The 11,691-nt window shown below is 33.8% G+C and carries 10 protein-coding genes and 1 pseudogene; 4 read left to right on the top strand and 7 right to left on the bottom strand.

The genetic code is table 11. The annotated features are described in order from the left end of the window. Positions 1 to 6: 6 nt before the first annotated feature. Positions 7 to 1,140 carry a 2-amino-4-hydroxy-6-hydroxymethyldihydropteridine diphosphokinase gene (gene folK, locus ACNO7W_RS03230; RefSeq protein WP_417937002.1) on the bottom strand — a complete coding sequence of 378 codons (1,134 nt, stop codon included), beginning with the start codon at positions 1,138 to 1,140 and terminating at the stop codon, positions 7 to 9. A 136-nt stretch (positions 1,141 to 1,276) separates the two neighbouring features. Here folK and sppA point away from each other — a divergent pair, with 136 nt between their 5' ends. Then, complete coding sequence (gene sppA / locus ACNO7W_RS03225; protein WP_417937001.1) at positions 1,277 to 3,037, top strand: signal peptide peptidase SppA; 1,761 nt, start codon at positions 1,277 to 1,279, stop codon at positions 3,035 to 3,037. Positions 3,038 to 3,224: 187 nt separating this feature from the next. After that, entirely contained in the window at positions 3,225 to 5,840 is a 2,616-nt protein-coding gene (locus ACNO7W_RS03220) for an AsmA-like C-terminal region-containing protein (protein WP_417937000.1), read from the top strand. Between the two features lie 55 nt (positions 5,841 to 5,895). On the opposite strand, the gene ACNO7W_RS03215 is transcribed toward ACNO7W_RS03220, so the two are convergent. Further along, positions 5,896 to 6,690 (bottom strand): DUF2797 domain-containing protein, encoded by a 795-nt coding sequence (locus ACNO7W_RS03215; protein WP_417936999.1) that lies wholly within the window; start codon positions 6,688 to 6,690, stop codon positions 5,896 to 5,898. Between the two features lie 94 nt (positions 6,691 to 6,784). Here ACNO7W_RS03215 and ACNO7W_RS03210 point away from each other — a divergent pair, with 94 nt between their 5' ends. Together ACNO7W_RS03210 and ACNO7W_RS03205 are read left to right on the top strand one after the other, a co-directional pair. After that, on the top strand, positions 6,785 to 8,308 hold the full coding sequence (locus tag ACNO7W_RS03210) for a GH3 auxin-responsive promoter family protein (RefSeq protein ID WP_417936998.1): 1,524 nt from the start codon (positions 6,785 to 6,787) through the stop codon (positions 8,306 to 8,308). A 12-nt stretch (positions 8,309 to 8,320) separates the two neighbouring features. Beyond that, positions 8,321 to 8,470 carry a hypothetical protein gene (locus tag ACNO7W_RS03205; protein ID WP_185963065.1) on the top strand — a complete coding sequence of 50 codons (150 nt, stop codon included), beginning with the start codon at positions 8,321 to 8,323 and terminating at the stop codon, positions 8,468 to 8,470. Between the two features lie 60 nt (positions 8,471 to 8,530). Here ACNO7W_RS03205 and serB read toward each other — a convergent pair whose 3' ends face one another. The 5 genes and pseudogenes from serB to ACNO7W_RS03180 form a co-directional block, all read right to left on the bottom strand. Next, positions 8,531 to 9,769, bottom strand: coding sequence for a phosphoserine phosphatase SerB (gene serB, locus ACNO7W_RS03200; RefSeq protein WP_417936997.1), 1,239 nt, complete (start codon positions 9,767 to 9,769; stop codon positions 8,531 to 8,533). A 233-nt stretch (positions 9,770 to 10,002) separates the two neighbouring features. Further along, a pseudogene (locus ACNO7W_RS03195) lies at positions 10,003 to 10,154 on the bottom strand (ATP-dependent Clp protease ATP-binding subunit ClpX); the annotation flags it as partial. A 25-nt stretch (positions 10,155 to 10,179) separates the two neighbouring features. Further along, complete coding sequence (locus tag ACNO7W_RS03190; RefSeq protein ID WP_417936996.1) at positions 10,180 to 10,614, bottom strand: VOC family protein; 435 nt, start codon at positions 10,612 to 10,614, stop codon at positions 10,180 to 10,182. A gap of 24 nt (positions 10,615 to 10,638) precedes the next feature. After that, the gene (locus tag ACNO7W_RS03185; RefSeq protein WP_417936995.1) at positions 10,639 to 11,079 is read right to left on the bottom strand and encodes an SRPBCC family protein; all 441 of its coding nucleotides are present in this window, start codon (positions 11,077 to 11,079) and stop codon (positions 10,639 to 10,641) included. 28 nt (positions 11,080 to 11,107) lie between these two features. Then, on the bottom strand, positions 11,108 to 11,521 hold the full coding sequence (locus ACNO7W_RS03180; RefSeq protein ID WP_143386035.1) for a VOC family protein: 414 nt from the start codon (positions 11,519 to 11,521) through the stop codon (positions 11,108 to 11,110). Between the last annotated feature and the right edge of the window lie 170 nt (positions 11,522 to 11,691).

Raw genomic sequence — 11,691 nt, 5'->3', positions numbered from 1 at the left:
TGTAAATTACCTGATTTTCTGCTGAATTTCATTTAAAACATACAGATAATCTTCCTGGTTTTTTACAAAATCCCGATTAGAGACATCAATAATCAGAACATTCAGTTCCGTTTGTGATTTAATGTAATCAAGGTAACCGTTATTAATTTTATCTAAATATTCTGCCGGGATTTTTTGTTCGTAGCTTCTACCGCGTTTCTTTATATTTTGCAACAAACGCTCTGAATTTTGATATAAATAGATATACAAATCCGGTTTTGACATTTCTCTATAAATGATATCAAACAAATTTCGATACAAACGGTATTCGTCTTCAGCGAGTGTTATTTTGGCAAAAATTAAAGATTTAAAAATATGATAATCAGCCACTAAAAAATCTTTAAATAAATCAAATTGCGCTAAATCATCTGATAATTGCTGGTATCTGTCGGCGAGAAATGACATTTCCAATGGAAACGCATAACGGTTTTGATCTTTATAAAATTTAGGTAAAAAAGGATTGTCTGCAAAACGTTCCAATACGGTTTTAGCATTAAAATCCTCAGCAATTTTCATAGTCAAAGTTGTCTTTCCTGCTCCAATATTCCCCTCAAAAGCGACATAATTAAATTGCTCCAAAGCAATACTTTGAAGAGGATTTTCTAAATCTTGTACAACTTCACAAATGCTTTGATCCGGAGAGGCTTCAAGCAACTCCGAAATTGTTTTTTTTAAAACAGGATGCTTCCAGTCTAAATTCAAATCTTGTATTGGCAACAAAACAAATTTTCTGTTTTGCATTAATGGATGAGGAATTTGGAGTTTTTCAGAATTAATAATTGCTGAATCGAAAGTGATTAAGTCAATGTCTATAATTCGAGATTGGTATCCTAATTCTTCACTGCGAATACGCCCCAATCTTTTTTCAATTTTCAAAACCTGAGACAGAATTTTATTTGCCGAGCTAAAAGTGTGAATTACCAATGCGCAATTATAAAATGCACTACTGTCAAAACCCCAAGACGGCGTTTCATATAGTTTTGAAACTTTGATTACCGTTCCCACTTCTTGGTGTATCAATTGCAAGCAACGCTCGATGTTTTCCAATCGGTTTCCTTGGTTACTTCCTATCGCTAAAATAACTTGATGTTGTGATTTCATATTAAGCACAAATTAACTAAAAGAATTTTAGAATAGAAGTATCTTTGCAAAGAGTGTTGATAACTAAATTTAGATTTTACAAAATTAAATCTGTAACAATTCAACCTCTTTTTAGACTTATTAAAAAAATACAATTATGAAGTTTTTAGGAAATGTGTTGGCAACCATTATAGGTATTTTCATCTTTTTTATGTTATTCTTTTTTGGGATACTAATTATTGGAGCCATTTTTGGAGGCGAATCCGAAGGTGTAACCGTAAAGAACAATTCAGTTATCGAACTGGACTTAGAAAACATAAAAAACGACTACGCCGGTAAATACAAAGACCCTTGGATGGAGTTATTTTCCGATGGCAAAAACATAGGTCTTTCTGACATTATCAATGCAATTGAAGAAGCAAAAACTGACGATGACATCAAAGGAATCTCGATTTTGAATACCGATTCTTCACTGGGAATGGCACAAAGCAAAGCATTACGAGATGCATTAGAAAGCTTTAAAAAATCAGGAAAATTTGTAATGGCTTATGCCAATTCATATTCGCAAAAAGAATATTATTTAAACTCCGTTGCTAATCCCATTTATTTGAACCCGGTTGGAGAAATGGATTTTAAAGGATTGTCTTCAGAAATTATGTTTTTTAAAGATTTTCAGGAAAAATCTGGAGTAAAAATGGAGGTGATACGCCACGGAAAATACAAAAGTGCCGTAGAACCTTTTTTAGAAAACAAAATGAGTGATGCTAATAGAGAACAAATCTCAGCATTATTGAATGCCGTGTGGAACTCCGTTACAACCGATATTTCTAAAAGCAGAAACGTATCAATAGCAAAACTAAACGAAATTGCAAACGGGCTTCTAGCCAGAACTCCTGAGATGGCAAAAAAACAAGGATTAGTTGATATTGTGGCCTACGAAGATGTGTATCATAATGCAATTAAAAACCTGTTAAAAGTAGCCAAAGACGAAGATTATAATAAAATAACTATTTTGGATTATGCCAAAAAAGTAGCTACTACTTCAAAAATTACTGATGCTAATGACAAAATTGCCATCATATATGCTCAAGGTGAAATTCATAGCGGTGAAGGTGATGTAAACGTTATTGGCGAAGGCTCTATGCGCCGTTCACTTCAGGAAGCCAGAAAAGATAAGAATGTAAAAGCAATTGTGCTTAGAATTAACAGTCCGGGCGGAAATGCTTTGACTTCAGATTTGATTTGGAGAGAAATTGAATTAACTAAAAAAGTAAAACCTGTGGTCGTTTCTATGGGTAATTATGCAGCTTCAGGCGGGTATTATATTGCATGTAACGCGAATAAAATTTTTGCGGAAAACAATACCATTACAGGTTCTATTGGTGTTTTTGGAATATTGCCTAATTTTAGTCAATTGATAAAAAAAATCGGGATAAATGTAGAGCAAGTAAAAACTCATGAAAACGCTGCAAAATATAGCCCTTTTGTTCCATTGGATCAAAAATTAAAAGCAGTTACTCTGGAAGAGGTTGAAAAAATCTACAAAACTTTTGTTACTCACGTTGCCGAAGGACGAAAAATGACATTTGCACAAGTCGATGCTATCGCACAAGGAAGAGTTTGGGCTGGTTCCGAAGCTTTAAAAATTGGGCTTGTAGATAAAATTGGCGGCTTGGATGATGCTATACATGAAGCTGCTGCTTTGGCAAAAACTAAAACATACAGTACTCAAAACTATCCTGAATACGAAAAAGATTTTAATGATGTTTTAGCCCGTCTACCATTTGCAAAATCCAAAGAAACGTTTATTAAAGAAGAAATAGGTGCAGAAAACTATAAAATCATGGAAGGAATAAAAAGATTGCAAGCGCAGACAGGAACTCAAGCAATGATGCCTTTTGAAATTAATATCCATTAGAATACAATCATAGTTCACTAAAAAATCCGTTTAATCAATTGATTAAACGGATTTTTTTATCCTATAAAGTTAAATTATTGTTTATAAAAAACACTCAGAAAACCACTACATTATAAAAACACTATTTTTTTAAAAAAATACAAGGCACCATTTTTGCTCCGTTTATAGAATCTAAAGAAATTAAATTATGATAAAGAAAATTTTAAAAATCATTGGAATTCTGATTATCCTACTCGTAGGAACTTTATTTGCAGCTCCTTATTTATTTAAAGACCAAATAAAAGCCAAAATTACAGAAGCTATCAATGAAAAAGTAGATGCCAAAGTCTCTTTTGCAGATGCCGATTTAAGTTTATTCAAAAATTTTCCAAATGCGAATGTAACGCTGGATAAATTAGTCATTATAAACAAAGCCCCTTTTGAAGGAGATACTTTAATTTCATTAGGTGAATTAAATTTAAAAATGTCCATCAAAGAACTTTTTAAAGGCAAAAATAAAGCTATGAATATTGAAGGTATCACATCTAAAAATGGATTAATCAATATCATCTTCAATAAAGACGGAATAGGAAATTATGACATTGCTTTGAAAGATGACAAAACCAAAGACGATGGAAAAAGCAGTCCGTTGTCATTAAAAATCCAAGATTATAAAATCGAGAATTTCAAGTTCCGCTACTTTGACGAAAAATCAAAAATCAAAATGGTAATCGACAGCTTAAATCATGAAGGAACTGGAGATTTTGCAGCAAAAAAACTGGATTTGGTTACCAAGTCAACTGCAAAAGTATCTCTCGACATGGATAAAGTCAATTATATGAAAGATATCGCTTTGACTTTAGATGCAGTTTTAGGCATTGATTTAGAAAAAAGTAAATACACTTTCAAACAAAACAAAGCGTTAATCAATCAATTGCCACTAGAATTTGATGGATTTATTCAAATGGTTGAAGCGGGTCAGGAATACGATTTAAAATTTAAAACTCCCACTTCCTCCTTCAAAAATTTCTTGGGTGTTATTCCGGCAGCTTATGTCGCCAGCTTAAATGACGTAAAAACAACCGGCGATTTTACCGTTGTAGGTTTTGCAAAAGGATTGTATTCGGATACAACCGTTCCCAAATTTAATATTGAAATTGCTTCAAACAATGCTTCATTTCAATATCCTAACTTACCAAAATCGGTACAAAATATCATTATTGATACTAAAATCATAAATGAAACAGGGATTCTGAACGATACTTATGTCAACTTAGACAAATTGTCCTTCAAAATAGATCAGGATGTTTTCAATGCCAAAGCCAACATTAGAAACATTACACAAAATGCAATCGTCGATGCAGCTTTAAAAGGAACTATCAACTTGGCCAATCTTTCCAAAGCTTATCCTATAAAGTTAGACAAGCCGCTATCCGGGATTTTAAAAGCAGATGTGACCACTAAATTTGACATGCAATCCGTGGAGAAAAATCAATACGAGAACATTAACAATGCGGGAACAATGAGTTTGTCCGGTTTCAACTATGTGGATGAAAATGGTAAAACGATGAATATTAGCACTGCCTTAGTTCAGTTTAATCCAAGTCAAGTCAATTTGAAACAACTAAATGCGACCACTGGAAAAAGTGACATTAGTGTAACGGGAGTTTTAGAGAATTTTTACGGTTTTATGTTTAGAAACCAAGAATTGAAAGGAAATTTCAACATGAATTCAAATCAATTGGCCGTAGATGATTTTATGACAACCGGGGAAGCCACTAAAACGCAAACTAAAAAAGCGGAAGCCATGAAGATTCCTGCTTTCTTAAATTGTACGCTAACCGCAAAAGCGAATACGGTATTATATGATAATTTAATACTGAAAGACGTTTCGGGAAAACTGATTGTGAAAGACCAAAAAGTGACTTTGCAAAATGTAAAAACCTCTATTTTTGGCGGAACAATTGGAGTAAACGGAGCTGTTTCCACAAAAGGAAAAACGCCCGTTTTCAATATGGATTTAAATTTAAATCAAGTGGATATTGCACAGTCTTTTACACAACTCGACATGTTGAAAAAAATTGCGCCAATAGCCGGAATCATTAATGGAAAATTGAATTCAACCATCAAATTAAACGGAAATCTTGATGCAACAGAACTAACTCCTGACTTGAAAACACTTACGGGAGATTTATTGGGACAACTGCTTTCAACCACTATAAACTCCAGTAATTCGACTTTGCTGACTGCATTGGGTTCCAACTTGAAGTTCATCGATGTAAGCAAAATCAATCTGAATGATTTAAAAGCAGCGGTGACCTTCAAGGACGGAAAAGTGAATGTAAAACCATTTAACATCAAATACCAAAACATTAAAGCAACAATTGGCGGTTCTCATGGTTTTGACCAAAGTATGAATTACAATATCAAATTTGATGTTCCCACTAAATACCTTGGTTCAGAAGCGAATGCACTAATTGCAAAATTATCTCCAGCTGATGCTGCAAAATTGGAAAATCTCCCTATAAATGCCATTTTAACCGGAAACTTTACTAATCCAAAAATCACAACTGATATAAAAAGTGCTGTTAACAATCTGACTACTCAATTAGTAAAACAACAAAAAGAACGATTGGAAAAACAAGGAACTTCGGCTTTAACTGATTATATCAATAAAAATAAGAAACCAAGCGATACCACAAAAACCACTACTCCTACAACCAAGGAAGAAACTACAACTGCAGTGAAAACAAAAGCCGCTGATTTATTAAATGGCTTGTTTAACAAAAAGAAAAAAGTGGAAGAACCTAAGACAACACCTTAAACTGTTTTCCAGACTAAGAAAGCCTAAAAGTTTCAAATCCTTTTAGGCTTTCTTTTTATACATTAATCTTAACCACATATCCTTCGGAACCTCTTATATTGAAAACCGTTCCGTCATCAAAAAGCAGATATTGTCCTTTTATTCCGGTAAGTTTTCCTTGAAACTGTGGTGTTTTATCTAAACTCAAACTATTTACTTTATTTGGATATTGTAAAACGGGATAATGCATCTCGTATAAGTCATTCTTTTGCAAATAGAAATATTCCTGAACTTCTGTCGGAATTAAATTTTCTGCTTTCAATCTTTCAGCAACTAAATCAATTTGTTCTATGTTGTTGGTCAACATTTTTCGCCAATTGGTTTTATCGGCATAGTGATTTTTCAAAGCAACTTCGGTAATTCCGGCTAAATACCGATTCGGAACTTCCACAATAGAAATGGCTTGTGTTGCGCCTTGATCTATCCAACGAGTTGGCACTTGTGTTTTTCTGGTCACTCCCACTTTTACTTCACTAGACAAAGCTAAGTACACAATATGCGGCTGCAACTGAACCTTTTCTTCATAAACCAAATCTCTATCCTGAATTCCAAGATGAGCGGTACTTAATTCGGGTTTCATAATCCAATCTCCAACTGCCGGACTGGAATAAAAACAATCATAGCAAAATCCTTGTCGGAATATTTTTTTCTTCTTTCCGCAATTCAAACATTGATATCCGACAAAATTAATTTCGATATTTTTATTCAACAACTGATTCACATTCAAAAAACTATTCTCAAAAACCAGATAATATTGAATTGGGTTTCCAAATTCAGTTTGCATTTTTGCTAGTACACCTTCGTAAGTCATTCTATTTAAAGTTTCGGATTAACGTTTCAAGTTAAACAAATTTTGTTATTTTTGGTAAAGTTATAACTCGTAATTCATAATTCATAATTTAAAAATGCCACTAACCATAATCAATTCGTTTGCCTCATGGGTTCTGAAACAACGAATCCATCAGATCGAACTTTTCCTTAAATATCCAAATGAAGTTCAGGAAGAATTGCTTATGAATCTAATTCAGCTATCCAAAAATACTGCTTTGGGCAAGCAATATGATTATGCTTCGATAAATTCTTATGTCACCTTCGCAGAGAGAATTCCTATCTCGACTTACGAAGAATTACAACCATTGATTGAAAGAACTCGTAAAGGTGAACAGAATGTTTTTTGGGAAGCACCCATAAAATGGTTTGCTAAATCAAGCGGTACCACGAATGCCAAAAGTAAATTTATTCCGGTAAGCAACGAAGCGCTGGAAGATTGCCATTATAAAGGAAGTAAGGATTTGTTGTGTTTGTATTTAAATAACAACGAAGACTCCGAACTATTTCTTGGAAAAAGTCTACGTCTTGGCGGAAGCTCTCAAATATATGAGGATAACAATACTTTTTTTGGAGATTTATCTGCGATATTAATCGAAAACATGCCCATTTGGGCTGAATTCAGCAGTACGCCAAGCAATAAAATTTCACTAATGAGTGAATGGGAAACAAAAATTACTGCTATTATAAATGAAACAAAAAACGAAAATGTAACCAGTTTTGCAGGAGTTCCTTCGTGGATGTTAGTTTTAATGAATAAAATGCTGGAGGAAACCGGAAAAGGAAATTTATTGGAAATTTGGCCTAATTTGGAAGTGTACTTTCACGGCGGTGTAAATTTTGAACCCTATCGAGACCAATATAAAAAAATACTACCCAAAAAAGATTTTAAATATTACGAAATATACAATGCCTCCGAAGGTTTTTTTGCTATTCAAGACCTCAATAATTCGAGCGATTTATTATTGATGCTGGATTATGGAATTTTCTATGAATTTATCCCAATGGATACTTTTGGAACACCAGATCAAAAAATAATTCGTTTAGCAGATGTGGAGCTTTTCAAAAATTATGCATTAGTGATTACTACAAATTCCGGTTTATGGCGTTATTTGATAGGAGACACGGTTCGTTTCACCTCATTGAATCCATATCGAATTCGGGTTACGGGTAGAACCAAACATCACATTAATGTTTTTGGAGAAGAATTAATGGTCGAAAATACGGATCAGGCTATTGCCAAAGCCTGTAAAATGACTCAAATGGAAGTCGTTGAATATACCGTTGCTCCTGTATTTATGAATGGAAAAGAAAAAGGCGCTCACGAATGGATGATTGAATTTAAAGACAATCCTGCTGATGTATCCCAATTTCAAAAAGCATTGGATGAATCCATACAATCCCTAAATTCTGATTACGAAGCGAAACGGTACAATAACATGACGTTAAATCCGTTAGTAATTAATGTAGCCCGAAAAAATTTGTTTTATGACTGGTTAAAAGGAAAAAACAAACTGGGTGGACAACATAAAATCCCAAGATTATCAAACCAAAGAGATTATCTGGAACAATTGAAAAGCATGCAGTTTCAAACAGTATAAAAAAACAGGAAGATGAAAAACACCTTCTACATCTTGATAACGCTAGTTTTTCTGAGTTCCTGCGGACCACACAGAATGCGTTGCGGAGCCAGAGGAATTTGTAAATCTCCCGAAAAACAAACATTGGAAAATCCTGAAAAAGTATCTACCATTAAGGTATAAAAAAAGACTGTCCGAAAAGTAATTTTAGACAGCCTCTTTTTGTATTACCATTTGCACTATTTACTCCTCATCCATCATATCAATATGCCTGTCGTGGTAGCCTAATAGGTATAAAACACCGTCGAGACCCAGGCTAGAGATTGAAGTAGCTGCATTTTCTTTGACTGTTGGTTTGGCATGAAAAGCAATTCCTAAACCGGCCAGATTCAACATAGGTAAATCATTTGCACCATCACCCACAGCAATGGTTTGATTGATATTTATACCTTCTTTTTCCGCAATAGCTTTTAGATATTCAGCTTTCTTTTGTCCATCAACAATTTCACCCAAATATTTACCTGTCAATTTACCGTCTTTAATCTCCAATTCATTAGCGTGAACGTAATCAATCCCTAATTCCTTTTGTAAATAATTACCAAAGTAGGTAAATCCTCCTGATAAAATAGCGGTTTTATATCCGTAATATTTTAAGGCCTTCATCAAGCGATGTGCTCCTTGTGTTATGGGCAGATTTTCAGCGACTGTTTGTAGCACATCTTCACTTAAGCCTTCTAACAAAGCCATACGTTGTTTAAAACTTTCACTAAAATCAATTTCGCCATTCATAGCCGATTCAGTAATGGCTCTTACTTGCTTACCTACACCCGCTAATTCAGCTAATTCATCAATTACTTCGGTTTGAATTAAGGTAGAATCCATATCAAAACACACCAAACGTCTGTTTCTTCTATACATATTATCTTCTTGAAAAGAGATATCTACATCTAAAGTTCTCGAAATTTCCATAAAACTGGCAGTCATCGACGTTTTATCCACAATATTACCCGTTACCGATAATTGTACGCAAGAACGAGGATATTCTTCTTTTTCAACCACAGAAATTCTACCGGTTAATCTTATTATAGAATCTATATTCAAATTTTGGTCCGACATTATTTTGGTCACAGCCGCCAATTGTACAGCTGTCAACGTTTCTCCCAAAACATTGATGATATAGCGTTGTTTGCGTTGTGCTTTTACCCAAATTTCGTAATCCGGAATAGAAATTGGACTAAAGTTAACCTTAATCCCCAATTCATAGGCTTTGAACAATAAATCTTTCAAAACAGGCGCCGAACTTGACCCTGCTTGTATTTCAAATAAAATCCCCAAAGACAGCGTATCATGAATATCGGCTTGACCAATATCTAAAATAATGGCATCATAAGTCGCTAATATGGATGTTAAACCAGCTGTTACTCCAGGTTTATCCTGACCAGAAACTTTTAACAAAATAATCTCTTTATCTTCTACTGCCATTTTTATTAATATTGATTTTCAAAAGGCAAAAATCGGCAATCTATTGCTTATAAAAAAGAATATCCCGTGTTTTTTCACAAAGAGAAAATGGAAGTTTGAATTTCTTATGTCATTTTTAATTCTCTAAATTAATCATTAGCTACAAAAAAAAAAACTGCTCCAATAAATGAACAGGTTTAGTATTACCCTTTGTCAAAGTTTTAAACTTTGACAAAGGTATTTTTCTTAAAACTTTAAGATGCAATCTCCAATCGCTTCAATAAATTTTATTCAAGGTTTTTTTTACATAATCCACGTTGATTTCTACTATTGTAGCATCAGAACTTCGCAATTCAAACATCGCATCCGTTAAGATCGCTTCGCATAAAGAATGCAATCCCAGAGCAAACTAAAATTTGTTTTAACGATAATTATTTTTCATTTTCATCAAAATTCACCATCCAATTGATTCCAAATTTATCTACAAACATTCCAAAATAAGCGCCCCAAAAGGTTTGATTCATTGGCATGGTTACCGTTCCTCCTGCCGAAAGTCCGTTAAACAATTTATCTGCTTCTTCTTTACTCTTAGCATTGATTGAAAGTGAAACGTTTTGTCCAAAAGCAACTTCTCCACTTGCCGAATTACTGTCGCTTCCCATCAGGATTGATCCATCACCGATTGGCAAAGTAACATGCATAATTTTATTTCCCTCTGCTTCAGAAAGCACGGGATTCCCTTCTGCCGGTGGCATGTCTTTAAATTTTCCAATATAAGGGAACTCCCCACCAAATACAGATTTATAAAATAGGAATGCCTCTTCGCAGTTTCCATTAAAAACTAAGTACGGATTAATTGATGCCATAATTCTATTTTAAGATTAAATATTTTATTTTTCCTCTGAAAGTTTCTTTACCAAATCTAAGCCTTTTGGCAATGTCGTTTTGAAATAATCGACATATTTTTCGACTGAATCCATTTTAGCTTCTAAAACAGTCAGACCATTATTTTCTGTTAATCGGTACGTTTCCATAGCGCCTGCCCATTCTTGAGTAGCATCATCAACAGGCATTTCCTGAAAGTTTTTGATTTCACTCAAATGTTTAAAAGCGATGTATTCATTATCCATTTTCTTGTAAATAATGCTGTTCATTCCGTCCCCGTTTGGAGATAAAAAATGAATTTTACTGCCTTCTTTCCAATCGCTTACTGCATAACTCCCTTCACAAAAAACGGATGTCCATTGTTTGTATGTTTCTTCATTCCATAAAACGTTCCAAACTTTTTCTTTTGGAGCATTTATCTCGATTTTAAATTCCAGTGTTGTCATTTTGTGTTTTTTTAGATTAACTTGCAACCTACTGTTTTGGTACTTTACTAAAATCCATATATAACATATTCCAGCGATGTCCGTCTAAGTCCGCAAAGCCACAACCGTACATCCAACCTTGAATTTCGGCTGGTTTGTCGAAAACTGTACCTCCGGCTTCTTCTACTTTCTTTGCGAATTCATCCACTTCTTCTCTACTTTCTGCATCAATAGAAATTAGAATTTCTGAGCTTGACTTAGTATCTGTAATTTTATTTTGCACAAAACCTTCAAACATCGATTCCTCAAAAAGCATGACCGCAAAATTAGTAGCTCCAACTGACAGACATGTTGATTGCGGAGTAGCGTATTGTTCATTAAAAGAAAAACCTATTTTAGCGAAAAACTCTTTTGATTTCGCCACCTCTTTTACCGGCAAATTAAGCCATATTTGCTTTGTCATAATATTATTTTTAGGGTCAAATTTTCAATTATAAATTTACAAAAATATTTAAACTTCGTTTTGATTTTATAATCAAAAAAGGACTTTGAAGAATTAGCAGAAAATAATTCATAAAAAAAACCTGCTCAAATAAAATGAACAGGTTTAGTATTACCCTTTGTCAAAGTTTT

The sequence above is a fragment of the Flavobacterium sp. ZB4R12 genome, assembly GCF_048276375.1.
GTDB lineage: Bacteria > Bacteroidota > Bacteroidia > Flavobacteriales > Flavobacteriaceae > Flavobacterium > Flavobacterium gawalongense.
This window is presented reverse-complemented; position numbering and strand designations above follow the sequence as displayed.

Bases quoted from the DNA above. Each gene is read 5' to 3' on its own strand.
- ACNO7W_RS03215 (WP_417936999.1), bottom strand. From the start codon at position 6,690: ATGACTTACGAAGGTGTACTAGCAAAAATGCAAACTGAATTTGGAAAC.
- ACNO7W_RS03185 (WP_417936995.1), bottom strand. From the start codon at position 11,079: ATGACAACACTGGAATTTAAAATCGAGATAAATGCTCCAAAAGAAAAA.
- ACNO7W_RS03210 (WP_417936998.1), top strand. From the start codon at position 6,785: ATGCCACTAACCATAATCAATTCGTTTGCCTCATGGGTTCTGAAACAA.
- sppA (WP_417937001.1), top strand. From the start codon at position 1,277: ATGAAGTTTTTAGGAAATGTGTTGGCAACCATTATAGGTATTTTCATC.
- ACNO7W_RS03180 (WP_143386035.1), bottom strand. From the start codon at position 11,521: ATGACAAAGCAAATATGGCTTAATTTGCCGGTAAAAGAGGTGGCGAAA.
- ACNO7W_RS03220 (WP_417937000.1), top strand. From the start codon at position 3,225: ATGATAAAGAAAATTTTAAAAATCATTGGAATTCTGATTATCCTACTC.
- ACNO7W_RS03205 (WP_185963065.1), top strand. From the start codon at position 8,321: ATGAAAAACACCTTCTACATCTTGATAACGCTAGTTTTTCTGAGTTCC.
- ACNO7W_RS03190 (WP_417936996.1), bottom strand. From the start codon at position 10,614: ATGGCATCAATTAATCCGTACTTAGTTTTTAATGGAAACTGCGAAGAG.
- folK (WP_417937002.1), bottom strand. From the start codon at position 1,140: ATGAAATCACAACATCAAGTTATTTTAGCGATAGGAAGTAACCAAGGA.
- serB (WP_417936997.1), bottom strand. From the start codon at position 9,769: ATGGCAGTAGAAGATAAAGAGATTATTTTGTTAAAAGTTTCTGGTCAG.